The organism is Ruegeria sp. CDSB029 (genome assembly GCF_059611125.1).
In genome coordinates, this window is record NZ_JBXWOX010000027.1 from 20,993 (window position 1) to 47,841 (window position 26,849).

21 protein-coding genes and 1 tRNA gene are annotated in these 26,849 nt (G+C 57.5%); 3 read left to right on the forward strand and 19 right to left on the reverse strand.

Translation table 11 applies throughout. The annotated features are described in order from the left end of the window. Nucleotides 1–9: 9 nt before the first annotated feature. From AC2FI8_RS21990 to AC2FI8_RS22020, 7 genes are all read right to left on the reverse strand, one after another. Nucleotides 10–2,013: a hydantoinase/oxoprolinase family protein gene (locus AC2FI8_RS21990; RefSeq protein WP_496780957.1), complete on the reverse strand. Its 2,004-nt coding sequence runs from the start codon at nt 2,011–2,013 to the stop codon at nt 10–12. A gap of 72 nt (nt 2,014–2,085) precedes the next feature. Continuing rightward, a complete protein-coding gene (queG, locus tag AC2FI8_RS21995; RefSeq protein ID WP_496780958.1) occupies nt 2,086–3,123 on the reverse strand; it encodes a tRNA epoxyqueuosine(34) reductase QueG in 1,038 nt (345 codons plus the stop codon). An 80-nt stretch (nt 3,124–3,203) separates the two neighbouring features. Beyond that, nucleotides 3,204–3,869, reverse strand: a complete 666-nt coding sequence (gene fzlA / locus AC2FI8_RS22000) for an FtsZ-binding protein FzlA (protein ID WP_058275204.1) — start codon at nt 3,867–3,869, stop codon at nt 3,204–3,206. 58 nt (nt 3,870–3,927) lie between these two features. Next, nucleotides 3,928–4,662: a monofunctional biosynthetic peptidoglycan transglycosylase gene (gene mtgA / locus AC2FI8_RS22005; protein WP_496741446.1), complete on the reverse strand. Its 735-nt coding sequence runs from the start codon at nt 4,660–4,662 to the stop codon at nt 3,928–3,930. Nucleotides 4,663–4,823: 161 nt separating this feature from the next. Further along, nucleotides 4,824–9,356: a glutamate synthase large subunit gene (gene gltB, locus AC2FI8_RS22010; protein ID WP_496780959.1), complete on the reverse strand. Its 4,533-nt coding sequence runs from the start codon at nt 9,354–9,356 to the stop codon at nt 4,824–4,826. Then, on the reverse strand, nt 9,353–9,787 hold the full coding sequence (locus AC2FI8_RS22015; RefSeq protein ID WP_496727322.1) for a GFA family protein: 435 nt from the start codon (nt 9,785–9,787) through the stop codon (nt 9,353–9,355). Before AC2FI8_RS22015 ends, gltB begins: the two co-directional genes overlap by 4 nt. 26 nt (nt 9,788–9,813) lie before the next feature. Beyond that, nucleotides 9,814–11,247: an NAD(P)-dependent oxidoreductase gene (locus AC2FI8_RS22020; RefSeq protein WP_496780960.1), complete on the reverse strand. Its 1,434-nt coding sequence runs from the start codon at nt 11,245–11,247 to the stop codon at nt 9,814–9,816. A gap of 229 nt (nt 11,248–11,476) precedes the next feature. Between AC2FI8_RS22020 and AC2FI8_RS22025 the strand changes: the two genes are divergently transcribed. Then, nucleotides 11,477–12,280 (forward strand): undecaprenyl-diphosphate phosphatase, encoded by an 804-nt coding sequence (locus AC2FI8_RS22025; RefSeq protein WP_496780961.1) that lies wholly within the window; start codon nt 11,477–11,479, stop codon nt 12,278–12,280. Here AC2FI8_RS22025 and AC2FI8_RS22030 read toward each other — a convergent pair whose 3' ends face one another. Continuing rightward, nucleotides 12,281–13,264 (reverse strand): complex I NDUFA9 subunit family protein, encoded by a 984-nt coding sequence (locus AC2FI8_RS22030; RefSeq protein ID WP_496780962.1) that lies wholly within the window; start codon nt 13,262–13,264, stop codon nt 12,281–12,283. A 198-nt stretch (nt 13,265–13,462) separates the two neighbouring features. Between AC2FI8_RS22030 and AC2FI8_RS22035 the strand changes: the two genes are divergently transcribed. Both AC2FI8_RS22035 and AC2FI8_RS22040 read left to right on the forward strand, forming a co-directional pair. Continuing rightward, a tRNA-Leu gene (locus AC2FI8_RS22035) sits at nt 13,463–13,549 on the forward strand. Nucleotides 13,550–13,887: 338 nt separating this feature from the next. Beyond that, on the forward strand, nt 13,888–14,913 hold the full coding sequence (locus AC2FI8_RS22040) for a CAP domain-containing protein (RefSeq protein WP_496780963.1): 1,026 nt from the start codon (nt 13,888–13,890) through the stop codon (nt 14,911–14,913). Between the two features lie 218 nt (nt 14,914–15,131). Here the strand turns inward: AC2FI8_RS22040 and AC2FI8_RS22045 are convergent, their stop codons facing one another. From AC2FI8_RS22045 to AC2FI8_RS22095, 11 genes are all read right to left on the reverse strand, one after another. Then, nucleotides 15,132–15,584, reverse strand: a complete 453-nt coding sequence (locus AC2FI8_RS22045) for an SRPBCC family protein (protein WP_496770726.1) — start codon at nt 15,582–15,584, stop codon at nt 15,132–15,134. 106 nt (nt 15,585–15,690) lie between these two features. Further along, complete coding sequence (locus AC2FI8_RS22050; RefSeq protein WP_496780964.1) at nt 15,691–16,503, reverse strand: XdhC family protein; 813 nt, start codon at nt 16,501–16,503, stop codon at nt 15,691–15,693. An 11-nt stretch (nt 16,504–16,514) separates the two neighbouring features. After that, nucleotides 16,515–17,654, reverse strand: coding sequence for a vWA domain-containing protein (locus AC2FI8_RS22055; protein WP_496780965.1), 1,140 nt, complete (start codon nt 17,652–17,654; stop codon nt 16,515–16,517). Nucleotides 17,655–17,701: 47 nt separating this feature from the next. After that, the gene (locus AC2FI8_RS22060; protein WP_496780966.1) at nt 17,702–18,568 is read right to left on the reverse strand and encodes an AAA family ATPase; all 867 of its coding nucleotides are present in this window, start codon (nt 18,566–18,568) and stop codon (nt 17,702–17,704) included. 105 nt (nt 18,569–18,673) lie between these two features. Continuing rightward, the gene (locus tag AC2FI8_RS22065; RefSeq protein WP_496770718.1) at nt 18,674–21,091 is read right to left on the reverse strand and encodes an aerobic carbon-monoxide dehydrogenase large subunit; all 2,418 of its coding nucleotides are present in this window, start codon (nt 21,089–21,091) and stop codon (nt 18,674–18,676) included. Further along, nucleotides 21,088–21,582, reverse strand: a complete 495-nt coding sequence (locus tag AC2FI8_RS22070) for a (2Fe-2S)-binding protein (RefSeq protein WP_496737340.1) — start codon at nt 21,580–21,582, stop codon at nt 21,088–21,090. The genes AC2FI8_RS22065 and AC2FI8_RS22070 overlap by 4 nt, the downstream gene beginning before the upstream one ends. Before the next feature lie 14 nt (nt 21,583–21,596). Further along, a complete protein-coding gene (locus AC2FI8_RS22075; RefSeq protein WP_496737342.1) occupies nt 21,597–22,430 on the reverse strand; it encodes an FAD binding domain-containing protein in 834 nt (277 codons plus the stop codon). A 139-nt stretch (nt 22,431–22,569) separates the two neighbouring features. Further along, nucleotides 22,570–23,667, reverse strand: coding sequence for an MHYT domain-containing protein (locus tag AC2FI8_RS22080; protein ID WP_496780967.1), 1,098 nt, complete (start codon nt 23,665–23,667; stop codon nt 22,570–22,572). 141 nt (nt 23,668–23,808) lie between these two features. After that, nucleotides 23,809–24,816, reverse strand: coding sequence for an ABC transporter substrate-binding protein (locus AC2FI8_RS22085; RefSeq protein ID WP_496780968.1), 1,008 nt, complete (start codon nt 24,814–24,816; stop codon nt 23,809–23,811). Continuing rightward, nucleotides 24,795–26,162 (reverse strand): sensor histidine kinase, encoded by a 1,368-nt coding sequence (locus tag AC2FI8_RS22090; protein WP_496780969.1) that lies wholly within the window; start codon nt 26,160–26,162, stop codon nt 24,795–24,797. The genes AC2FI8_RS22085 and AC2FI8_RS22090 overlap by 22 nt, the downstream gene beginning before the upstream one ends. Continuing rightward, nucleotides 26,152–26,820, reverse strand: coding sequence for a response regulator transcription factor (locus AC2FI8_RS22095; protein WP_496741847.1), 669 nt, complete (start codon nt 26,818–26,820; stop codon nt 26,152–26,154). The genes AC2FI8_RS22090 and AC2FI8_RS22095 overlap by 11 nt, the downstream gene beginning before the upstream one ends. Nucleotides 26,821–26,849 lie beyond the last annotated feature (29 nt).

Consider the following 26,849-nt stretch of genomic DNA (forward strand, 5'->3'; position numbering starts at 1 on the left):
CGAGGGGGGCTAACCTGAGGCCACCCTTGGGCGTCCGCTGGCTTCGACCGTGATCATCGCTTCGACAAACACGTCCTGCGCTTCGATGCGCGCGGTGCGGATGTCGCGGTCGACGACCACCCGGATATCTGCGGCGCCGGCCTGCCGCACGGCGACCTCGGCCTGATCCCGCAGAACCGTCTCCAGCAGTTCCAAAGCCTTGTCGGATTCTGTGAAATCCTGCGGCCCTTCCTCCAAATGAACCCGGTAACGCCCTTCAGACGGTGACGTCACGGTTCCTGTTCGACGCAGCGTAAGCCGACCAACAACTGCTCCGATCGCGTTGGCGACACCGGCGTGTTCCGGCAGGATCATGGTGCAATGCAGGCGATCCCCTACAGCCGGATAATAGCTGGGGGCGGATGCGCCGAGACCCACGACATCCACGTTTAGCGATGCGTCCAGCGCGATTAAGCCGCGATGCCTTGCCAGCCCTTTTTGCGTCAACACGTGCCGGGCCAAGTCAGCAGGTGCAAGACCAAAACCGTCAGCTTCTTCGGCAAAAGCAGTCTCTAATAAGGTCAAAGACGTCTGTTCGGTCAACTGATCCACGATCATCTGTGCCAGTTGTTCGGGGCTGCCGGCTAGCCTGTCACCCGTCCCCACACGTTTGCGCGCCACCAGTTCCAATGCCTTGTGGGCGGCTTCCGCGTCCCAGACATCCAATCGACCCAGAACATGGCTGGCATCCGATGGTGTCACACCCGACACCTGAACGATTCCGCGATCTACCAGACGCGACAGGGCACCGTTCTCCATTCGGGTGCGCAACAGATCACTCAGGGGCAGGACATTTTCACCGAGCCTGTCCAACAAGGCCTCTTCGCGCGCACCCAACCCGTCGGCATTGATACCGGGAACACGGCGGGCAAACCGCGTGTCATGCTCTCCCACGGTTGTTGCCCGCAACTGTGTGTCCATAACGGCGTGAACAACCTCGGGTGCTTCTGACGCGATCAGAGATACCGGCAGCACCCGTCGTGGCCCCAGAAATACGCCGCCGCCCAGCCCTTCGGTCACCACATGCACCTGGCTATCTCCACCCAGTCCGTGGGTGCGCATGGCAACCGCCTCAACCATCGTACGAAATCCGCCGACCTGCGCGCCCGCTGGGTCAATCGCGGGTTTGCCATCCCGAATCAGCGCAACATCCGTCGTGGTGCCGCCAATATCGGACACCAGTGCATTCTCGGCCCCCGTCAACCAGCTTGCCCCAACAATCGAAGCCGCCGGCCCGCTGAGGATCGTCTCAATCGGGCGTTCCCGCGCTTGTTCGGCGCTCATCAGCGCGCCGTCACCACGCACAACCATCATCGGCGCTGTAATACCCAGATCAATCAACTGATCCTGCGCCCGCCCGATCAAACGGTCGATCATACCAATCAAACGTGCGTTCAAAACCGCCGTGACCGCGCGTTTCGGACCGTTCAGCTTGGCCGACAACTGATGAGAGCACGTTACCGGAGCCCCGTTTTTCTCGGCAATGACACGCGCGGCATGCAATTCATGCGCCGGGTTCCGCGTTGCGAACTGCGCGGCAACCGCAAACCCAGAAACGTCTTTGTGCGACGCCAAAAATGCTTCCAACGCATCGACATCCAATGGAGCAGCCTCACCCCCGGCGTGGCTATGCCCACCGCCAATCACCAGCGCTGGATCACCCTTCAGCGCATCCCGCAGCCCATGTTTCTCAAGGTCTGCTTCCTTGAACCCGATGTAAATCAGAGCGACTCGACCACCCTGCCCTTCGACCAAGGCATTCGTCGCCAATGTCGTCGACAAAGACGCCATTGAGATCTGCTCCGGCGACACCTGTGCTTGATCCAACACTGCCGAGATCGCCTGTCCAACCCCAATGGCCAGATCAGCGCGCGTTGTCAGGGATTTGGCCGAGGCGATCACCTCTTTTTCATCCCGGATCAGCACTGCGTCCGTATAGGTTCCACCTGTATCCACCCCCAAAGCCAACGCCATCGGGATCTCCTTCCTGTTCGCTGTCGATGGGTGTAGCGGTTTGGACCGACACGTCCAGCCTGTTTGCGTCACTTATGACAATCGTTTCACCGCCCAGCGCGCGGCGTCCGCCACCGTTGGATCAGGATCATTGGCAAGCGACTGCGCGACGGGCATCAGATCTGACCGTTCCGAGTTGCCAATCGCGTACAGAACGTTGCGCACAAACCGATCCCGCCCGATCCGCTTTATGGGCGAGCCCGAGAATTTCGCGCGAAACGCCGCATCATCCAACACAGCAAGCTCGGCCAACGGCGGCGCTTTCAGATCATCACGTGCGGCATACCGCACATCGCTCGCTGCAATGGCGAATTTGTTCCACGGGCACGCGGCCAAACAATCGTCGCATCCATAAATTCGGTTTCCCAGCTTTTGGCGCAGCTCTTCGTCGACCGGCCCTTTATGTTCGATCGTCAGATATGAAATGCAACGCCGCGCATCCAACTGATACGGGGCGGGAAACGCATCCGTCGGACAGGCGCTCAAACACGCTCGACAATTGCCGCAATGGTCTGTTTCAGCCATGTCCGCAGGCAGGTCCAACGTTGTAAAAACAGAGCCTATAAAGGACCAATTTCCCCAATCACGGCTTACGAGATTGGTGTGTTTTCCCTGCCAACCCAAACCTGCCGCATGGCCCAAAGCCTTCTCTGGCACAGGCGCGGTATCAACAAAGACCTTTACCTCTCCACCAGCTTCCGCAATCAGCCAGCGCGCCAACCGTTTCAGCCGCTTCTTAACCAGATCGTGGTAATCCTTGTTCTGCGCATAAACAGAAATCGCCGCCTTGTCCGGGTGGTTCAGGATATCGGTCGGATCATGGTCAGGCGTATAGCTCTCAGCCAGCATGATGACCGACCGCGCCTCGGGCCACAATGCGGCCGGATCGCCGCGCCAATGGGTCCGCTCGGCCATCCACCCCATCTGCCCGTGATACCCGGCATCCAAAAACGCCTGCAAGCGCGACGGCACTTCGGGCACGTCCCAAGGTCGGCAAACACGGCAAGAGACAAATCCCTCGCTCAACGCCTGCGCCACCAGCTTTTCTTTTAAACCTGATCCGCTCTTCATCTGGCTATAAGTACCCTCGGGGTGAATTGGCCCACACCCCGGCCAAGAGGGGGCAGTCAGCCCGCTACACCCTTACCCTATCAGAAATCCAGATCAGCGTAATGCGGTGGCGGTCGGAACCCAGGAACCTGATCTGCCAATATGGACCGGAACGCAGGCCGCGACTTGATCTTGGCATACCAATCCTTGACCGCCTGAGAACGGTTCCAATCTACATCTGAGATATAATCCAGAGCAGACAAGTGCGCAGCAGCTGCAAAATCGGCCAGAGTCATCTGATCACCTGCCAGCCAGCGCCGGTGATCCAGCAGCCAAGCCATGTAGTCCAAATGATACTTGATAGCCTTTGCACCCGCCTTGACGTTTTTACTGTCGGGATAACCCTCGCCCGTCACCTTCTTGTTCACCCGCTCATACAGCAGTCTCGATGTCACTTCGTGATGGAACTTGTCATCGAACCAGCCAACCAAACGCCGCACCTCGTACCGTGCTTCTGGTTTTTTCGGCATCAGCGGAGGTTCAGGGCGGGTTTCTTCGATATATTCACAAATAGCGGCACTTTCCGCCATGACCTGTCCATCCAGTCGCAACACCGGGACTTTGCCGGCTGGGTTGCGGCGCAGAAAATCCGGGTCTTGTTCCCAGTATCGTTCCTCGACCAGTTCGACTTCGATTTTCTTTTCCGCAAGCGACAGGCGCACCTTGCGGCAATACGGGGACAGGGGAACATGAAACAGACGCGCCATGGGCTTCCAATCGAACCAGTGAATACCCCCCAGCTTTAGCCTTGAGGGGCATAGGGTTTCAATCCTCGAAACAATCCGCGCGACCATCTGCGCGGATGGTGGCCGCCCCATCCCGGATGGATGCCGCACGTCTGCGGGTTCGAACCGACGGATCTGTGACGGATCTGTTGCGCGGGGACGGCAGGATCGCCGCCAATCGGGCCGCCTGAACTGACGACAACTTGGACGCACTCGTTCCATAGTATCGCTGTGCTGCCGCTTCGACCCCGAAGACCCCCTGACCGGTTTCGGCAACGTTCAGATATACTTCTAGGATTCGCTGCTTGCTCCAGAAGATTTCGACGACGGGTGTAATCGACGTTTCAAGCGCTTTGCGCACCCAACTGCGCCCTTGCCACAGGAACACGTTCTTCACGACCTGCTGGGTAATGGTCGAGGCCCCCCGGCTGCCGCCGTCTTCCAGCGCTTCGCGGATTGCTTCAACGTCAAAGCCCCAATGCAGGCAGAAATTCGCGTCCTCGGCGGCCACGGCAGATCTGCCCATAACCGGGGCAATTTCTTCGATCGACACCCACTCGCGCTCGACCTTCCCCAATCTTCGCCATTCCGACCAGATTGTATGAGTCACCGGCGGATTAACCACCGAGTAAAGCAGGACCAAACCCACGACAAAAGCCACAACGCCCAAGGCGATGCGTGTTACCCAACGACGAATCCGCGGAACCAGTGGCCTTTTTGATTTCGACGCCTTGCTTTTCTTTTTGCTCGACTTGCGCGCTGCTGTTCTTGCCATTTTGTTGCTATACGACGCTGTGGCCGGGTTTGGAACGGTTTATCTTGCCTGATCTGAGCGTTGCGCGGGTATGCAATCTTAAGCAAGGCCGGGACGTAAATTGAAAACCCCGCGTGTCCTTGGTGACACGCGGGGTTCTGATTTGGTCTAACAACTTTCGCTTACTCGGCGGGAACAGCAGTTGCCTCGGTCGTCAGAGGATGGCTGAGCTTGTTCAGCATCTCTTTCGGGCAAACCTGCAGGAAGTTGGCCTTTTCGACCTCCCAATGCTGCAGAATGTCGGCGGCCTTACGGCTGTTGGTTTCAGCCTGATGGGTTTCGATCAGCGATTTCAGCTGATTTTCCCAATGGTCGACAGTCACCGGGCAGGTCACCAGCGTTTCCATGTTCATCAGCTGCTCGGCCTTGCCTTCGGGGTCGTACAGATAGGCCATACCGCCCGTCATACCTGCGCCAAAGTTGGCACCAATGCCACCCAAGATCACCGCAATACCACCGGTCATGTATTCACAGCCGTTCGAGCCACAGCCCTCGATCACCACAGTGGCGCCCGAATTCCGAACCGCGAACCGCTCACCTGCGCGGCCAGCCGCAAACAGGTGGCCATCAGTTGCGCCGTAAAGAACGGTGTTGCCGATAATGGTGTTTTCGTCTGCTTTCAGCGGGCTGACCTGCGGCGGACGTACAACGATTGTGCCCCCGGACAGGCCCTTGCCGACATAGTCGTTGGCATCACCAGATACCTCAAGCTTCAGACCTGGGGCCGCAAAAGCCCCCAACGACTGACCGGCCGAGCCTTGCAGTTTCACATGCAGGTGGTCGGGCTGGAACGTGTTCCGCATCCCGAAATTCTGCACGATATGGCTGGAGACCCGTGTGCCCACGGTTCGGTGCGTGTTTTGAACAGCATAGGACAGCTGCATTTTCTCACCGTCTTTCAGGAACCGTGCAGCATCGCGCACAATTTCCGCATCAAGCGTATCGGGCACTGCATTGCGATCTCTGTCGCGGTTGTAGACGATGTTATGGGCACCATCGACGGTGATCAGCAGCGGGTTGAGGTCCAGATCATCCAGATGCGCTGAACCGCGACTGACCTGCGCCAGCAGATCTGCCCGCCCGATGATGTCGTCAATCGACCGCGCACCGAGGCTGGCCAGCAGCTCGCGCACTTCCTGTGCATAGAAGGTGATCAGGTTGACGACCTTATCGGCATTACCGGTGAACTTTGCCCGCAGGGATTCGTCCTGCGTACACACACCGACCGGGCAGGTGTTCGACTGGCACTGACGCACCATGATACAGCCCATCGCGATCAGAGCAGCGGTGCCGATACCGTATTCCTCGGCCCCCATCATCGCAGCCATGACGATATCACGACCGGTGCGCAAGCCACCATCGGTTCGCAGGGTCACGCGGTCGCGCAGGTTGTTCATCGCCAAAACCTGATGTGCCTCGGTCAGGCCCATCTCCCACGGCAGACCGGCATATTTGATCGAGGTCGCCGGAGATGCCCCGGTGCCACCATTGTGGCCCGAAATCAGGATCACGTCCGCTTTGGCCTTGGCCACACCGGCGGCAATCGTGCCAACACCCGAAGACGCCACCAGTTTCACGGTAACCTTGCAGCGCGGGTTGATCTGTTTCAGGTCGTAGATCAGCTGCGCCAGATCCTCGATTGAGTAGATATCGTGGTGCGGCGGTGGAGAGATCAGGGTCACACCCTTGGTCGAATGGCGCAGTCGCGCAATCAGGTCGGTAACTTTCATGCCCGGCAGCTGACCGCCTTCACCGGGTTTGGCACCCTGAGCGACCTTAATCTCCAGTTCTTCACACTGATTCAGGTATTCGGCGGTCACACCGAACCTGCCCGAAGCGACCTGTTTGATCTTGGCCGACGGGTTGTCGCCATTGGGCTCCGGCACAAAATGTGCCGGGTCTTCGCCACCCTCGCCGGAGTCGGATTTCGCACCGATCCGGTTCATCGCCACGTTCAGCGTCTTGTGCGCCTCGGGCGATAACGCACCCAGCGACATGCCCGGCGTGACGAACCGCTTGCGGATCGAAGTGATCGACTCGACCTCTTCAATCGGGATTGGCTTGCCCAGCGGTTTAAAGTCCATCAGGTCACGCAGATGGATCGGCGGGTTCGACTGCATTTTGGCCGAGTACTGCTTCCACAGCTCATAGGACGCCCGGTTACAGGCCATCTGCATCATATGCATCGAGGTCGCTTCCCAAGCGTGGGTCTCACCCGATTTCCGTGCTTTGTAGAATCCACCGATGGGCAGCACGTCCAGACCATTGACCCATGCCTTGGCGTGGATCTCCTCGGCCTTGGTCTGAATACCGGTGACGCCGATGCCGGAAATCCGGCTGGTCATTCCAGGGAAGTATTCGGCGACCATCGCACGGCTCAGGCCAACGGCCTCAAAATTCAGGCCGCCGCGATAGGACGAGATTACCGAGATTCCCATCTTGGCCATGATCTTCAACAAGCCCTGATCGATCGCTTCGCGGAAGCGGGCGACATTTTCGGTCAGGGTCCCGTCCAAAAGGCCGCGATCAATACGGTCGGCCAGCGAATCCTCGGCCAGATAGGCGTTCACAACGGTCGCACCACAACCGATCAGAACGGCAAAATAGTGCGGGTCGACACATTCCGCCGAGCGTACGTTCAACGAACAGAACGTCCGCAGGCCCTGACGGGTCAGGTGCGAGTGCACCGCGCTTGTGGCCAGGATCATGGGCATCGCCACACGACCTTCGCCCGAGTTCATGTCGGACAGAACCAGATGCCCAGCGCCGGACCGTACGGCCTCTTCTGCTTCGGCTCTAACACGGGCCAATGCGTCGCTTAGTGCGCCTTGGCCGGGCTCAAAGCTACACTCGATCTCGGCCAGCGGGGCATCAAAGCTTTCAACCAGCTTGTCCCATTGCGCGTTGCCGACAAAGGGGCTCTCCAGAACCACAATCTCGGTCTGGCTGCTGTCTTCATCCAGCACGTTCTTGAGGTTCGCAAACCGCGTTTTCAACGACATCACGCGGTATTCGCGCAAAGAATCGATCGGCGGGTTGGTCACCTGGCTGAAGTTCTGCCTAAAGAAATGGCTGAGCGGGCGGTATTGTTTGGACAGAACCGCCGAGGGCGTATCGTCGCCCATCGAGGCCAGCGCCTCTTTGCCATCTTCCGCCATCGGGGCGAGGATCTGCTCCAGCTCCTCAACCGAATAACCAGCCGCGATCTGACGCTTGCGCAGTTCCTCTCCTGAAAAAATCGGGGTTTCGGTCACGCCTGCCAGCGTGGCATCCAGATCGTGAATCTTGCCGACCCATTCGCCAAATGGCAGCGCACGGGCCAGTTTGTTCTTGATCTGCGTGTCGCGGAACAACTTGCCCTTCTTCATGTCGACGGCCAGCATTTGACCCGGGCCAAGGGCGCCTTTTTCGGTCACGGTGGCCTCGTCAATCGGCACCATCCCGGCCTCGGACCCTGCGATTACAAGACCATCGCCAGTTACGACATAGCGCATCGGGCGCAGCCCGTTCCGGTCCAGTCCCGCACAGACCCAACGACCATCCGTCATCGCCAGTGCGGCAGGGCCGTCCCACGGCTCCATCACCGAGTTGCAGTAGGAATACATATCGCGCCATGCCTGCGGCAGCTCGACCGCCTGCTTGGACCAGCTTTCCGGCACCAGCATGGTTTTCGCCATTGGGGCCGAACGACCCGCACGCACCAGAACCTCGAATACCGAGTCCAGAGCCGCCGAATCCGACGAACCACCTGCGATGATGGGCTTGATGTCCTCGGCATAGTCACCAAAGGTGCCGCTCGCCATACGGATCTCATGGCTTTTCATCCAGTTGATGTTGCCCTTCAGCGTGTTGATCTCGCCGTTATGGGCCAGCATGCGGAAAGGCTGGGCCAGCCACCACTGCGGGAACGTATTGGTCGAATATCGCTGGTGGTAGATGGCAAAGGCACTTTCAAAGCGCTCGTCCATCAAATCGGGGTAGAACACCGCGACCTGCTCGGCCAACATCATGCCCTTATAGATGATCGACCGGCAGCTGAGCGAGGCCAGATACAGATCAGAAATACCGGCAGCCAGTGCCGCCTTTTCGATACGGCGACGGATCACATAAAGCTCACGCTCAAACGTGTCTTCATCCACACCTTTTGAGTTCGAGATCAGGATCTGCTCAATCTCAGGGCGGGTGGCGTTGGCTTTTTCACCCAAGCAGGTCACATCGACCGGCACATGGCGCCAGCCATAGATGTAATAGCCCATTCGTAGAACTTCGGTTTCAACGATGGTCCGGCACTGTTCCTGTGCGCCAAAGTCGGTGCGTGGCAAAAAGACCTGACCAACCGCAATCAGTTGATCCAGTCGTGGTTCATGTCCGGTGCGGCGGATCTGGTCATAGAAGAACGGAACCGGGATCTGCACGTGAATACCCGCGCCATCACCCGTCTTGCCGTCTGCGTCCACCGCGCCCCGGTGCCAGATTGCCTTAAGTGCGTCGATCCCGGCATCCACCACCTTACGTGACGCTTTGCCGTCAATCGAAACCACAAGACCTACGCCGCATGAAGAATGCTCTTCGTCCTCGGAATAGAGACCATTTTCGGCCATCCATTTGCGCTTGGCTTCTTCGGCCCGCACCCAGTCGGCATCATATTTGGTCATTGGCTGTCTCCTTCTTCCGGCAGGGCATACATGGCTTCGACCTCGGCTTTGGTCATCTGCCGGCGTTCTCCTGCGAACGCGTAGCCCTCGGGCTTTTTATCTATGTAAAGTTCAAGTTTCAGCGGGTTGCCGGTGTCGTCAAAAAGACCGGCAGCCATTTGGGTTTGTCCGTGCATCTCGCCCGGCAAAGTGATCCGGTACCACAGTGCCGAACCACAGTCCGAGCAAAATGCCCGTTCGGCCCAATCCGACGAGGTGTAGGTCTTGACCGGTCCCAAGGCGGCATAGCCGGGCTCTGCCGCGAAGGTTACCAGCATCGAACTGGTCCAGCGACGGCATTGATCACAATGGCAGGCTCCCAGCGATTCCCGCGCCGGGGTTGCAGTCACCGTGACCGCGCCGCACATGCATTGACCTTGCAATTCGGGCATCAGACCCTCCTGTCGCTGGGCTAGGGTTATTCGGCTGCGATGGCAGCCTTGGCGTTGAAGCGATCAATAATCGCATCGGCGCAGTCACGACCGTCACGAATGGCCCAGACCACCAGAGACGCACCGCGCACGATGTCACCAATAGCATAGACGCCGTCCATCTCGGTTGCGCCGGTCTCGAACGCTGCCTTGACGGTGCCCCAACGGGTGACGGGCAGGTCGGGCTGGCCGAACAGGGTGGGCAGGTCTTCAGGCTCAAAGCCCAGCGCCTTAATCACCAAATCGGCGTCTTCGACATAATCCGCGCCTTCGATCACTTCAGGTGCCTGACGGCCGGTCGCGTCGGGCTGACCCAGACGCATCTTCTGCACCATCACGCCTGCGACGGTGTCGTCGCCGGTAAAGCCCTTGGGCGCGCTCAGCCATTCGAACACCACGCCTTCTTCTTCGGCGTTTTGGGTTTCGCGCTGCGAACCCGGCATGTTCGCCCGGTCACGACGATAGAGGCATTTGACCGACGTGGCACCTTGCCGGATCGAGGTCCGCACACAATCCATCGCGGTATCACCGCCACCAATAACGACCACCTTCTTGCCTTCGGCATTCAAGCGGCCATTGTCGAAATCTTCGACGTCATCGCCAAAACTTTTGCGGTTCGAGGCGGTCAGGAAATCGATGGCTTTTTCGATTCCAGCCAGACCGCTGCCGGGCATAGACAGATCGCGCGATTTGTACACGCCTGTCGCAATGATTACTGCATCATGCTTGGAGCGTATTTCCTCGAACTTGGCGGCGTCTACATCGCAATTCAGCACGAACTCGACTCCACCATCTGCCAGCAGGTCATTTCGACGCTGAACAATGTCTTTTTCCAGCTTGAACCCCGGAATGCCGTACATCAGCAGACCGCCTGCGCGATCATAACGATCATAGACGGTGACCTGAATGCCCGCCCGACGCAGCATGTCAGCCGCAGCCAGACCGCCGGGGCCGCCACCGATGATGCCGACGCTTTCGCTGCGCTCGGAACCCGGAGCGGTGGGTTTCACCCAGCCTTTGTCCCAGGCGGTGTCGGTGATGTATTTCTCAATCGTGCCAATGGTGACCGTGCCGTGGCCCGATTGCTCGATCACGCAGTTGCCTTCGCACAGGCGGTCCTGCGGGCAGATTCGGCCACAGATCTCGGGGAATGTGTTGGTGGCCTGACTGGTTTGGTAGGCTTCTTCCAGACGACCCGTCGCGGTCAAATGCAGCCAGTCAGGGATGTTGTTGTGCAGTGGGCAATGCGACTGGCAGTATGGAACACCACATTGACTGCATCGGCTGGCTTGCTCCTTGGCCTTCTCTGCTGCGAATTCGGCGTAGATTTCATCAAAATCTTCTCTGCGGTCATCGGCGGCACGCTTTTCGGGCATGACGCGGTCGATCTGCACAAATTTCAGCATCGGTTGCTTGGCCACGGGTCAAACTCCATGAATTGGCTTGGTCACGTCTCTTTAAGAGATGAAAGATTGGATGAAAAGTCAACTGTACTGACCTAAATTCGAAAATCGAGGGGAAATTTAGTGGAGGTTTGAAATTAAATGCGATTTTTAGTTCCGATTCGGACCTATATGCACGCTTTCCTTTTCCACAGAGCACTTATACCCATTGGGCAAACAAAGACGTGACCACAACACGGCGGGGCAGATGGGTCTTTTTCAATTGATTCTCGCGGCGATTATTCAGGGTATCACTGAGTTTTTGCCGATCTCTTCATCTGGTCATTTGATACTGCTACCCAGCCTGACCGGACTGGACGATCAAGGCCTGGCCATCGACGTGGCCGTGCATGTGGGCACTTTGGGCGCTGTGATTCTGTATTTCTGGTCCGATGTGAAACAGGCGGTCTCCGGGCTGCCGCAGGCGTTGACCGGACGGGCCGACACACCACAGGCGCAGCTGGCAATGGGTCTGATTATCGCCACGATTCCCACCGTGATTGTCGGGGCTATCCTGTTCAAAACCGGCCTGATCGAGGCGTTTCGGTCAATGGCGGTCATTGGCTGGACCATGCTGGTTTTTGGCCTCGTTCTGTATTGGGCCGATCAAAAAGGGCCGCAGACCAAAGAAGCAAGCGAATGGGGTCTGCGCGATGCGTTGATCATGGGGCTGTGGCAGGTTCTCGCCCTGATACCCGGAACATCCCGGTCCGGCATTACCATCACCGGCGCGCGCCAATTGGGCTATACGCGAGAGGATGGCGCGCGGATCGCGATGTTGATGTCGATCCCGACCATTCTGGCCTCAGGTGTTCTGCTGTCAGTCGATGTGATCCGCGAAGCTGACGCCCAATTGGCCCGAGACGGGGCAATCGCGGCCTTCTTTGCGTTTATCTCAGCTCTGCTGGCTCTGACCCTGATGATGCGCCTGCTGCGCAGTGTCAGCTTTACACCTTATGTCATCTACCGCGTGATGCTGGGCGCAATCCTGCTTTTGATCGCCTACAGCTGATCAGGTCCGCAAATTGTTGGCCGAGTTCTGGATGTCGTCGTACTGACCCGAAGGGCGGAACTTCCACAGGTAATCCGGCAGCACGGATTCCAGCGTCGCTGGCTCGATCCCAAGATCCGCGAACCCTTTGGCCTCGTCGGACACGACATTGTCGCGGCGGAGGTTCTTCAGCTGATCGCGCGTCAGGATGTGGTTCGGGAACAGTTGGAAGCTGACGAACTTTAAGATGTCCAACACGCCCGCCATGATCCGGGCCACAAAGAAGGGCATTCCGATGATCACTCGGCGTCGGTAGATCACATCAAGCATCTGCTGCATCAACGCGCGGAAGGTTTTCACCTCGGGTCCGCCCAGCTCATACGCACCGGCTTCAGCTTGGCCCAGGACGCCCTGAACAGCGGCCTTGGCCACATCATCCACATAGACCGGCTGGAATTTGGTTTCGGCTCCGACTAGCGGCAGGAAAGGTCCCATCCGGGTCATCCCGGCAAAACGATTAAAGAACTGATCTTCGGTTCCGAAAATCACAGACGGCCGCAGAATAATTGCATCTGGCATATGGGTCAGCACACCGGCCTCACCATGCGCCTTGGTTCGCGAATATTCGCTGTCGGACTCAGCGTCCGCTCCGATGGCCGAGATATGAACCATTTGGGAAATGCCCTGATCGGCCGCCAAACGCGCGATCCGCTCGGCCCCATCGGCCTGCACGGCGTCAAAGGCGTTCTTGCCCAGCTCGTTCAGAACGCCGACGCAATTCACCACCGCGTCTGCCCCGTGCATTGCAGCAGCGACCGAGGCATCATCACGGATGTTGCACAAAATGGGTTCGACCTGGCCGACCACACCGTAGGGCCTGACGAACATCGCCTCATTCGGACGCCGAACCGCCACACGGACACGCCACCCTTCATTCGCCATGCGCCGCGTAATATACCGGCCTACAAATCCCGATCCGCCATAAATCGTGACCATTTTAGACATGAGAGGGCTCCTGCTTGTGGGTCCTCTATCGATCTAGCGCTCTGAGGCTTGTCAAACAAGGCGCAATAACGCCGCGCGTCAGTGAAAAGACCAACCAATTCAAACTGAATTTAGATGTGCGAAAAAAACTTTCAAAAATCTTCCCGAATCTGGTTGACCCTCCCTGCCAGTGGGCTTAAACGCCCCTCCACGACACCTGCCCAGGTGGCGGAATTGGTAGACGCGCTAGCTTCAGGTGCTAGTGTCCGTATGGACGTGGAGGTTCGAGTCCTCTCCTGGGCACCAAATCCCCTACATTCAGTAGAAAAGCAGGCCACGGCATGCTGTTTTATTTACTCGAGTTTACTTGCGCTTGGTCGTTGTTAGCGCATTCCTTGAACCTTTGAGAATCCTCTGCGAAACTGCGGCAAGTCGCGGTATATCATTGCCACACTGGTACATAGGTTTTCTTGCGGTTTTCCGCCTAACTGCAAACGAAATGTAGCAGAGACCCGCTGTTTTTCTCCTACATCTATATCCAGATTATTAGTGCCACAGTTCTGCCGCTATCCCAACCGACAATACAAAAAACGCGAAACACTTTAGGTAAGTCGATGTCACAGGCAGACTCTCTAGAACGAGATATGTTGGATCTGATTAACGCGGAGAGAGCTAAAGTTGGCGCGCCGCCGCTTGTTCTGGAACTTAATCTCAACGAAGCGTCCGAAGATCACAGTAGGTGGATGATTGCGACGGACATTTTTTCTCATACCGGTGTGAACAACTCGAATCCGGGAGCACGCATGGATGACGCCGGGTTCAATTTTAGCGGAAGTTACAGCTGGGCAGAAAACATAGCAGGAAGGTCCGTCCGAGCTCCTGACGGTTTCGATGACGAGGTTATCGGGCTTCACAATCAACTGATGAACAGCGATGGACACAGGGCCAACCTGCTGAACCCCGATTTTGACTACGTTGGAATCGGTATCGAGATTGGAGAGTATCAAGGGCGCACTTGGGCATTTGTAACCCAGAATTTTGCCCGAACCGGAGGATCAGTCGATTTGGACACCGGTGTCGGTGCCCCAGCGTCCGGAGGCAGCGGCGAGACACCCTCTCCTTCAAACCAACCATCTGCCGCACCACATGGCCTCCCACGCAATCTCGCCGATGGCACTGAAGCACTAGAATATATCGCGTCTTACTCCGACTTAATAGCGGCATTCGGAACTAACGCCGACGCGGGTTTGCGGCACTACGCGGATCATGGGTATTTTGAACAACGCAAAGTCACTTTTGACGGGTTGGAATACATTGCGTCGTATTCTGATCTCATCCAAGCATTCGGAGCAAATGCCGAAGCAGGTGCAAATCACTTTATTTTCCACGGTCGCGCAGAGGGTCGCGAAACCGCATTCGATGGTTTGGAGTATATTGCTTCGCACGTCGATTTGATCAATGCCTTTGGGGCTGATTCAGATGCGGGATCGACACATTTTATTGCACATGGTGTTCAGGAGGGGCGAAGCAAAGACACCTTTGACGCTGAAACTTACCTGGCAAACTATGCGGACCTACAGGCTGCATTCGGAAATGACCATCAAGCAGCGACCGAGCATTTCATAAACCATGGCTACCTTGAAGGCCGATCGGACGATTTTCTATTCTAGCACGCGACCAAAAACTGACGCAAATAAGTACCGGAACTAAGACAACAGAGCCAATTGAGAATTGCGAAACAAATTACTTTATTGAAATCAGTTTAACCTTGTAAGCCAGCCTTAGTTTACGCCCGAAAGAAAAGCGCGACAGGGGTTTATCCCTGTCGCGGCAGCTTCGCATATCTTGTCTGTTTATTCCAAAAAGAGCGTCAGCGTAGGACTTGGCTTCAAGTAACGGATTGTTCAGAAACAACCTCGCCAAAACGGGTAAAGAACTTGCCCGACAGCTTTTTTGCCGTGCCAGCGATCAGGCGGCTGCCCAATTGGGCGATTTTTCCACCAACATCGACTTTGGCAGTATAAGCCAAAACAGTTTCGTCCCCGTCTTCGGTCAGCGTCACGTCGGCACCGCCCTTGGCAAATCCGGCGGCGCCGCCTTTACCCTCACCCGTCAGTGAAAACCCGTCAGGTGCATTGCTGTTGTCCAGCGTCACAGCGCCCGCAAACCGGGCTTTGACAGGGCCGATCTTCAGAACCACCTTGGCTTCCAGATCTTCGGGTGAATTCTGGATCAGCTCTTCGCATCCCGGGATGCATTCCTGCAGGATTTCGGGGTTATTCAGAGCCTTGTAAACCACATCCCGCGGTGCAGAGATGCGGACTTCGTCACTCAGTTCCATTCAATTTTCCTTTGTTCAACAGCATCTTGGATAAACCAGAAGTGCGGTCTCTGTCGCCTCTTCCGGAGTTTGTTCGGGACGCGCGGGCCACAGGGACCTCAGGCGCTTAAGCACGTTTCTCATCATGGGACTCCGTTTTGGATTTGTCACTGTTTCGCCAAAGTACAATTTCAGCCAGGATCGACACGGCGATCTCATGCGGGTCGATCGCGTGGATGTTCAAACCTGCCGGTGACTTCAGCCGCGCAGCTCGTATCGGGTCCAAACCTTGCGATATCAGCTTGGCCACCAGCGTTTCGGCCTTGCGATGGCTGGCCACCATCGAAACCCGCTTGGCGTCCGTTTGCAGAGCGGCGGCTAGGGCCGCGGCATCCCCCTGTCCTTGCGAAGCCACGACAACGAAATCCCGCGGCTCGACCCCCAGGTTTTGGACGGAATCCAGAGTGAACCGTTGAAAGTCACCTTCTGTCTCTGACGCGTCACTGAGACACACGCGAAACCCAGCCAGTGCCCCATGGACCGCCAGAGCCACTGCAATCACCGACTCGCCAAAAATCACCAATCGCGGTGCGTGCTGATACGGCTCGACAAGCAGATCGACAGTGCCGCCGGACGGGCAACCGCTTTTGAACGTCTGAATGCCATCAGGATCGGCCATGTTCACCACCTTTTCCGAAGGTTTGACCCGGATCATTTGCGGCGAACCACTGGCCAACGCCTGCTGGGCCGAGGATCGAACCGCACGTTGAACGCAGCCCCCGCCCAAATGGCCCAGGATCCGTCCATCTTTTGTAATCGCAGCCTTGCCCCCGGCTTTCGCCGAAGTTGCATCCGCAGTCCGCAACACCGTGGCCACGCAAAAGGCTTCATCAGTTTTGCGCAGCTGCTCAATCGTGTCGAATATGTCGAAGCTTGCCATGTGGGCTCCTTTCACAGCTTACGGAATTGCGGTTCCAGCGCCGCCAGCGCCTCAAGCGTATTTGCGGGCAGGTGCGCGTCCAGATACGGCTCAGCTGCCTGCATTGCGGCGGCAATGGGCTGGTAGTCGCGCCAACCCTTCAGCGGGTTCAGCCAGACGATCCGTCGCGCCTTGCGTCGAATCCGGGCCAATACATCGCCCAACGCTTGCGGGTCCGAGCTGCAATACCCGTCAGACAGGATCAGTACGATGGTCCGACCGTTCAGTGCGCGCGCGCCATAACCATTTAGAAAATGCTCAAGACTGCCTGAGATATCCGTGCCTCCGCCAAACCCTTCGGCCATCAGCGACAACCGCCCTGCTGCGCGCAGCGAATCGTGGTCGCGCAACGCATCCGTGACGCGCATCAAGCGCGTATGGAACAGATATGCGTCCGCCTCTGTTCCACTGCCGATCAGACCCTTGAGGAAGGCCAGAAAAACCCGCGAATATACCGTCATCGAGCCGCTTACATCGCACAGTGCAACGATCCGCATCGGACGCGGTGGGCGGGCGCGACGATACAGGTCCATCGGCTCGCCGCCTCTTGCAAGGCTGGCGCGCTGTATGCGACGCATGTCCAGAGCAGGCCCCCGCAACGCTTTTTTCCGCCTGCGCGAGCGGCGATCGCGGATGGCACGCGCCAGAGCAGTTGCGGCCTGTTCGGCCTGCTTCAGCACGTCTTCATCCATCAGCTCACGCAAATCCCGACGCGAAAGGTTGGCCGTACGGGTCGCAATCAGCTTACCGTCTCTCCCCACGGCCTCCCCGTCGCCCGGATCAGGGGTTACGTCCTGATCCGAATCGGAACTGGTTTCCGGAATGTCTTGGCTTTCTTGCTGCCAGATCATCGGCTGGGCGGATTGCACCCGAACATGCGCGGTGTGCGCCATTCCGGTCCGTTGTTTCCCGGCATTTAGCCAATATGCATCGAAAAGATCGTCAAACCGTCGCCAGTCTTCCGCGTCACCGGCCAGCAATACACACAGGGCCTGTCTGGCCTGCGGCAGATCCGTCGCCTCTACTTCCGCCAGCACCGCCAAGGCATCCCCGGTCTCTGCCGGTCCGACGCGCATCCCGTTCATGCGCAAATGTGCAATGAAACCAGACATGCGGTCCGCCAGACCAGAGGCACGAGAAGGGAACCGGGTGACCTGCATCACGCCACCTTTCCAATCAGGCGATCCATCACTTCAGGCGGGGCCGCGTCATAATCGGCTGCTGTTTTCAGAAGACAGACAAGAGTCGCCTGAACCTCTTCGCGGGACTGCGCCATGTCGTTAACACCCAATCCTGAAAGGGCTGCCGCCCAGTCCAGCATCTCGGCAATGCCGGGAGTCTTCTCCAAGTCTTCTTTGCGCAAAGCCTGCACGACGCCAACAATCTGGCGTGCCAACTGCCCTTCAACCTGGGGCATGCGGGCTGTCAAGATTGCTATTTCGGTTTCACGCGACGGGTAGTCAAGGAAACTGTACAGGCACCGGCGGCGCAGTGCATCGGACAAGTCCCGCGTGCCATTCGCCGTCAGAATAACGGTCGGCTTTGTACGCGCCGGGATCGTGCCCAGTTCGGGAATTGTGATTTGGAAGTCCGAGAGGATTTCCAACAAATACGCCTCGAACTCTTCGTCGGCCCGGTCAATTTCATCAATTAGCAAAACCGGAGGGGCATCTTGCGAGATGGCCTCTAACAAGGGACGTTTCAGCAGATATTCATCTGAGAAAAGCTGTGCTTCGCTCGTTCCACCCTGCGCCTCGCTCGCTCGGATCGCCAGAAGCTGACGCTGATAGTTCCATTCATAAATGGCATGACTGGCATCGAGCCCCTCATAACATTGCAGCCGGATCAGCCGGGCGTCCTGCCACGCAGCGAGGGCCTTGGCCACTTCGGTCTTTCCAACGCCAGCAGGACCTTCCAACAACAATGGCCGCCCAAGTTGCTGTGCCAAATGCAGCGCCATCGCCAACCGGTCATCGGAAACATAGCCCTGCGCGGCCAATCCATTCTGAACATCACTCAAAGTCAAAACCAGGATCCAATCTTCATCTGGCCAAAAATATCCCGGGGGAGGTTCGGAGGGGGTAAAACCCCCTCCGTTCGGTCGGACCGGCAACAGCCGGTTCGAAACCGTTTACCCGTGCATCCCCAACCCATTGGCGATCTTCCAGATCCGCCAATGATCATGCGGCATATGGCTTTGCACCAACCCAAAGGGCCGGAACGCATCATGCACCGCGTTCGAGAACGCAGGTACACCGCCGACGTTCGGGCTCTCACCCACGCCCTTGGCACCGATCGGATGATGCGGGGACGGCGTCACCGTGTGATCAGTGGTGTAGTTGGGCGTCTCCCATGCCGTGGGCAGGAAGAAGTCCATCAGGGTTCCGGTCTTCACGTTGCCCATCTCATCATAGGCAATCTCCTGACCCATCGCGATGGCCAGCGCCTCGGTCACGCCACCATGGACCTGCCCTTCGATGATCATCGGGTTGATCCGGGTTCCACAGTCGTCCAGTGCGTAGAACTGCCGAACGTCCCATTCGCCGGTATCCACGTCGATCTCCATAACGCAGACATAGGCGCCGAACGGGTAGGTCATGTTTGGCGGGTCATAGTAGCTGACGGCCTCCAAACCGGGTTCCAGCCCTGGGATCGCCTGATTGTAAGCGGCGAAAGCGATTTCCTTCATCGTCTTGAATCGCTCTGGCGCACCTTTGACCGAGAACCGGTCTACGTCCCACTCGACATCGTCGTCATGGACCTCAAGCAGGTAAGCCGCGATCATCTGCGCCTTGGCGCGGATTTTACGCGCTGCCATCGCTGTTGCAGCACCCGCCACAGGCGTGGAACGAGAGCCGTACGTCCCAAGGCCGTAAGGCGCGGTGTCCGTGTCACCTTCCTCCAGCGTGATGTCGTCGGCAGGCAAGCCGATCTCACTAGCGATGATCTGGGCAAAAGTCGTGGCGTGACCCTGACCCTGGCTGATGGTCCCCAACCTTGCAATGGCGGAACCGGTTGGGTGAATCCGGATTTCGCATGAGTCGAACATACCCAACCCAAGGATATCGCAGTTCTTAACCGGTCCGGCCCCGACGATTTCGGTGAAATGCGTCAGGCCGATGCCCAGCAGTTTGCGGGTCTTTCCGGCTTTGAAGTCCTCAATCCGTTGAGCCTGTTCTGCGCGCAAGCCGTCATAATCGACGGCCTTCAGTGCCTTGTCCCAAGCGGTGTGATAGTCGCCCGAGTCATATTCCCAACCCAGCGCCGATTGATACGGGAACTGATCTTTGCGGATAAAGTTGATCCGGCGCAGCTCGGCCGCGTCCATGTTCAGCTTGATGGCCAGAACCTCGATCATCCGTTCGATGAAATAGGCCGCCTCGGTCACGCGGAAGGAACAACGATAGGCAACACCGCCCGGTGCCTTGTTGGTGTAAACCCCATCCACAGCCAGATAGGCAGTTGGGATGTCATATGACCCAGTGCAGATGTTCATGAAACCAGCCGGGAATTTGGTCGGGTCGGCACAGGCGTCAAATCCACCATGATCCGCCGTGGTATGACACCAAAGGCCAGTGATTTTGCCATCCTTGGTCGCAGCGATCTTGCCCTGCATCCAGTAATCGCGGGCAAAGGCGGTGGACATCAGGTTTTCCATCCGGTTCTCAACCCATTTCACTGGTTGGCCGGTGACAATCGAGGCGACGACCGAGCAGACATAGCCGGCATAGGCACCAACCTTGTTACCAAAGCCACCACCGATATCAGGGCTGATGACTCGGATATTGTGCTCGGCCAGACCCGAGATCAGCGACACAACAGTCCGGATCGCATGGGGGGCTTGGAAGGTGCCATAGAGCGTCAGCTTGCCGGTGACTTTATCCATTGAAGCGACGCAGCCGCAGGTCTCCAGCGGGCATGGGTGGGTCCGATGGTAGTAAACCATCTCTTCGGCCACGACATCGGCCTCACCCAGAACTGCTTCGGTGGCGTCCTTGTCGCCCTGTTCCCACGTGAAGATGTGGTTGTGATGCTTGCGCGGGCCATGGGCACCCTCGGTCTGACCCGCAAGGTCTTCACGCAGGACAACGTCCGAATTCAGCGCCTCGAAAGGATCGGTCAGAACAGGCAGTTCTTCGTAGTCAACCTCGACCAGCTCTGCCGCATCTGCTGCGATGTACCGATTTTCGGCGACGACATAGGCGACTTCCTGACCCTGGAACAGAACTTTGCCATCGGCCAACACCATCTGCTTGTCACCTGCCAGCGTCGGCATCCAGTGCAAACCCAGCGGAGCCAGGTCCTCGGCCGTCAACACAGCAACAACGCCAGGCACGGCCAGTGCGGCGTCTTTGTTCACACTGACAACGCGGGCGTGGGCATAAGGCGAACGGACAAAGGCACCGAACAGCATCCCGTCCATCTTGATGTCATCGACGTAGTTGCCCTTGCCTTGGGTAAAGCGCACATCTTCGACGCGCTTGCGCGAACTGCCCATCCCTTTGAGGTTGGCGACGCGTTCTTCGGGGGTCAGAGTCTGGTCGTTCATTCCGCAGCCTCCTTCTGAGCGTTTAGCATGTCGGCAGATGCCGCGATCGCCTTGACGATGTTCTGATATCCGGTGCAGCGGCACAGGTTGCCGGACATGCCAAAGCGGATGTCTTCCTCGGACGGGTTCGGGTTTTCTTGCAGAAGACGATGCGCGCGGGTGATCATGCCCGGCGTGCAAAAGCCGCATTGCAGCCCGTGATGTTCGCGGAACATCTCTTGCAGAACCCCGAGGCTGCCGTCGTCATTGGTCAGCCCTTCGACAGTAGTGATATCGGCCCCGTTCACCTGTGCCACAAAGGTCGTACAGGACTTGACGGACTTGCCGTCGATATCCACGGTACAGGCCCCGCAATGGCTGGTTTCGCATCCGATATGCGGGCCTGTGATTTTCAAATCTTCCCGCAGGAAATGGATCAACAGCGTGCGCGGCTCGGCCAGACCTTCGACCTGCTTGCCGTTCACGGTGAGTTTTACGTGCATTTTTGACATCGTTGTTCCTCCCCTCAATCCGCGCGGCTTTGCGCGCGTTCGATGGCGCGGCGCAGCATCACAGCGGCCACGTGTTTCTTGAATTCGACCGGGCCGCGATTGTCGGCCACCGGGTCGATCGCATCGAGCATCGCGGCGACACAACCGCTGACATCCCCATCCGCCAGCGCATTGCTTGCGCTTTCAGACCAGACGGGTGTGTCCGCCAGATTGGTCATCGCTACCGAGGCCTGACCATTGCCAACCATCACCGCAGCTGCCGCTGTCGCATAATCACCGATCTTGCGTTTCTGCTTTTCATAGGCCTGACCCACACCCGCGCCCGGCACCGGGATCGAAATCCGGGTCAGGATTTCCTCATCGTCACGCGCAGTGAAGTAAGCGGCCTCATAAAACTCACGCGCAGCGACACTGCGGCGACCATCGGGGCCAGACAGTTCGAACGTCGCGTTCAGGCATTGCATCAACCCCGGCATATCATTGCCCGGATCACCATTGGCGACGTTCCCACCAACAGTTCCCACATATCGCACTTGAGGATCCGCGATCTGCAGCGCGGCCTCTCGGATCAACGGAATGGCTGTAGCCAAGCCGTCATGAGTGATCAGCTCATGCTGGGTCACCATTGCGCCAAGCGAAACCGTGTTGGCACCAACCTCGATGCCCTTCAGCTCCTCGATAGCTTGCAGATCGACTAGGTGGCCCATTTCGGCCATGCGCAGTTTCATCATCGGGATCAGGCTGTGCCCGCCCGCGATCACGCGCGCCTCATCTCCGTGTTCCTGCAAAATGCCAATGGCCGAGGCGATATCGCCTGGCCGGTGATACTCAAAACCGGCTGGTATCATGTTTTTCCTCCCTGGGTCCAAGCGGTATGCCTTGGGGGACCTGCGGTAAGGAAAGAACGCTGAAGCCATCCGTTCCAGCCAGTGGAAACGGAGAGCGCGGCTTATTTCACGAAATGCGAATGCGCTGCACGAGCTGCGATCAAAGGCCCAGCGCCTCGCGAATGTCCGTCAGGCGGGATCGGCTGACCGGCACCTTGGCTAGCGCATCGACACTATCAAAATAGCAGGTGCCGTTATCCTTGTGCCTCTCGAACCGCGAGACCTGTTTGGGGTTCACCAGATAACTGCGATGAGCCCGCAAAAACCCGTCAGGCGCCAAGCGCGATTCAGCTTCGGTAATGGACCACGGACAAAACAGTTTCTCGGTGTTTATATAAAGAACGGTGTAATGCCCTTCGGCCCGGATGGCTGCGATATTGGAAGGCTGGGCGAAAAAGGTTTGTCCTTCCCGCTCAAATGGAACCCCGGCCCGCAATGTGGGCTCTGGTTCCGGGGCAGGTTCCGGCGCGCTGGGCGATATCTCTGCTGCCGCAGGTTCGATGAAGGTGATGCCCGTTAGCAGGAATGCACCACAGATCAGGAACACTGAAACCGTGACCCCCATCGCCAGCACTTGATTGTTTAGCGCAGGTCCGGCGCGACCGGTGGTATCGCTTGCGACAAAGTCAGTCAGGCCGGTGGCGACGAAATGCATGGTGAAGACCGCCAACCCGAAACACACCGTTCCCAGCAGAATATTGCGTTGCGTTCGGTTGTCATAGGCCGCCCAGATTGCCAGCACCGACAGAACGACCGAGGCTAGGGTCGAAATCACGACATCCCAAGCGTTGTAGACTGGGCGGCACAGCTCCATCCCGGCCATGCCGACATAGTGCATAACGACAATTCCAAGCCCCACGATCACTCCCGCACCGACAATCGTTCCCATCGTACGGGGACGGAAATGCAGTATCAGCAGTGCCAAACCAACCATCAGGATCGCAACCAGTGCGGAAATCAGGGTGATCAGGGCGTCATAATAAAACAGGATCGGCAACTGCAGCCCCAGCATGGCCACAAAATGCATCGACCATATTCCACCGCCCAGAATGATCGCGGCCAACGCCACGACCAGCTTGCGTTTTTGGTCGTCCAGTTTTGAGGCCCCATGCGTCAGATAAAGCCCGGTGAACCCGGCCATCATCGCAACGGCCAAAGACGCCGCCACAAGCCACGTGTTATGAGAGTAGTCCAACATTTGGATTTACACGCCCTCCCCGACGCGTGGGTGACGTTAGCAAACGGATTTAGTTGGGACAATTACATGTTGGAAAGGAATTCCAACAGGATCGGTGCCGCTTTCGGTTTTTTACCGACCCGCCGGGCTTAGGTTGCGGTGTTACTCCTGAATAACGGCATCTTCCCACGCAGAAAGGAACTTTGTTCGTTTCAATCCGTCAAGAAAGGTCAGTAACGCGGGATCAAGACCGATTGTCTCGCGCCCGTCTGAACCATCACTCGGCTGCAAAAGAGGAAGCGGGCTGGCCCCTTCGACCACGGCTGGTCGCTCAGTTACGAGGTAACGTAACAGCATCTCCGCAGCTTTGGGTTCTGGGGTGGCATTCGAAACCATTGCCGTGCGCATCATAATTGTTTGAAAATCAGACGGTAACACGACCTCAAGTGCGTCTTTGCCCTCGGTGCGGACGGCGGCGTAACTGCCCAGAACATTGTAAGCAACCAGGATCGAGCCATCCGCTAGGTCATTGATCATTTCGCCCGAACAGCAATAAAGCCGCACATCCAGGCCGCCCATAACCTCCATCAAGCGCCAATACGTCTCAGACGCGCGCGCATCCTGGGTTGCAAACAGATATCCCAAACCAGACTGGCGCACGTCATAGGTGCCGACCTTGCCGCGAAATTCTTCGGGTCGTTTGCGCAAGGCCTCGATCAAACCTTGCCGGGTCTGGGGGATAGGCTGTCCTTCAAACGCGGTTCGGTTGATCACGATTGTCGCGGGTTCCGAGGTGAATGCGAAAAGGCTGTGGTGCCATTGTGCCCAGTGTGGCACCTGTACATCGTCAATAGGCAGGGCAAAGCCGTCATTTGCCAACTTCAATTGCAGGTCCATGGCACTGGAAATGATCACGTCGAAGGCATCGGGCGTTGCGCGGACCCGCCTGTTTATGTCAGCGGTTCCGGAAACGAGGTATTCGACACTAACCATAGGGTTTTCAGCGACAAAACCCTCGATCACCGGAGCGAACAAAACAGTATCGGTGCTGGAAATCACACGAAGGCGTGGTCCTTCAGCGCTTTCATTAAAGACCAGACGGTCTTCCCAATCGTCGGCCCATCCGAGGCAAGGAACAGCCATCAAAACTAGAGCGATAAGATAACGCATGCGCCCCCCTTTGATCGGTTTTTGAGGATCAACGAACCTCCATGCGCCGTTGCCACATCCTGCGCGATCGTCAACCCCAGCCCGGACCCGATGGTCCCAACCGCGTTCTGTCCGCGTTCAAACCGGCGCGTCAACGTGTCGATTTCATCAGGCGGAAAGCCAGGACCCGAGTCGCGCACCTGAATCTGGGGTTCGGGATGTGCAATGATTGTGATCTCAACAGCACTGTCAGATGGTGCGTATTTCATCGCGTTATCGACCATATTTCGCACAGCATTCTGGATCAGGATCGAGTCGCCCGAGTACGGAACCGACGGCTCACCCGACAAGGAAAGTGTCAACTCTTTCATTTCGGCAATCGGGATCAGGCGCTGCACCAGATCGCGGATCAGAACGACCAAATCAATCTCTTCCCGTTCCAGATGATCCGCTCGGAAGGTGATCATCGCGTGATCCAGCAACTGCCCTGCCGCGCGCGAGCTTTCGTCGATGGCACGTACCATGGCCTTCAAGGCCTCGCGGTTGTCTTCCCGTTCCACGCGGTGAAGGGTTGCCTCGGCATAAGACCTGACGGTGGCAAGCGGTGTTCGAACCCGGTGCGCGGCTTCGGCGATAAAGTCCTCGGATTGGCTAAGCGATTGGTCCAGACGACCCATGAGCGAATTCAGCGACGTCACCAGTGGCGCCATCTCTTTTGGCACGGGTTTCTTGAACGGGCTTAGATCCTGCGGACCTCTGCGTGTGACCGAGGTCGTCAGTTTGTTCAACTGGCCGATCGTTGATGATGTCACCCAGAATGACAGCGCGGCGGTCAGCAGAAAGAACCCGATCCCCAAATATGCCGCGTTGCGTGAAATCTGGTCCAGCGTATCCGACAACGCGTCTTGTGTTTGCCCCAACGCGACCTCAATCTCAGTCTGGCGGCCCAAGCCGACAAGCGTTCGGCTGGCGCTGACCTGGCGGACGCGTTCGCCCCGCACCTCGCCGGTTTGAAAGGCCCATCTACCTTCAATCGGGCCATCTGTTAGGCTCAGATCATCGTAGCCGGACAGGAATTCTCCATCCTGATAAATGGCATAGAACACCCGGTCATCCGACGGCGTGCTGAGCATAGAAAACGCGGCATAGGGGATGTCCACCTCAAGCTGACCATCCCTGAGTGCGGCAGCATCAAGGATCGAAGAGACGGACGCCCCCAGAATGTCGTCCTGACCCTGCTGGGCGACCTTTGCAGCATAGCTGCGCACCGTCAGGAACAGGAGGATCGCCAGGACCGCTGCTCCGCCGATCAGCGTCAACACCAGTCGGTTTCTTAATGATCCCGAAACGGTTGGACTAGTCGTCATGATCCAACCTGTATCCCAGCCCGCGCAACGTAGTGATTTTCATGCCGGATTTTTCAAGATGCTTGCGCAGGCGTCCAACATAAACCTCAATCGCATTGTCCGACACGTTGTCATCATACGAAAAGAGCCTGTCTGCGAGTTTTTGCTTGGAAAACACCTGACCCGGCGCGTTGATGAACAGTTCGATCATTCTCAGCTCGCGATTGCGAAGCGACAGTGTTGCACCGTCGACGATCAAATGACCAGCAACCGGGTCAAAAACGATACCGCCGATTTCAATCGTCGATTTCGCGCTTCCGGACTTCCGACGCAGAACGGCGCGGCAGCGGGCCTCAAGTTCCGCATGATCGAAAGGCTTGGTGACGTAGTCATCCGCCCCCAGATCAAGCGAACCGATTCGATCCGAAACCTGACTGCGCGCGGTCAGAACGATCACCGGAGTATCCAAACGGCTGGCGCGATGCTGTCTGAGGAACTCGCGCCCGTCCCCATCGGGCAGCATAATGTCCAGAAGGATTAGATCGTATTCCTCAGTCGAAACAAAGGCCCGGGCGTCCTCTAAATTCGCTGCGTGATCAACGACATGGCCATCCAGCTGCATACGGGACCTGATCGCATTCGCGAGGTCGAGATTGTCTTCGACAAGCAGAAATTTCATGGGCTGCGGACAGTTTCTTTTTACATGAC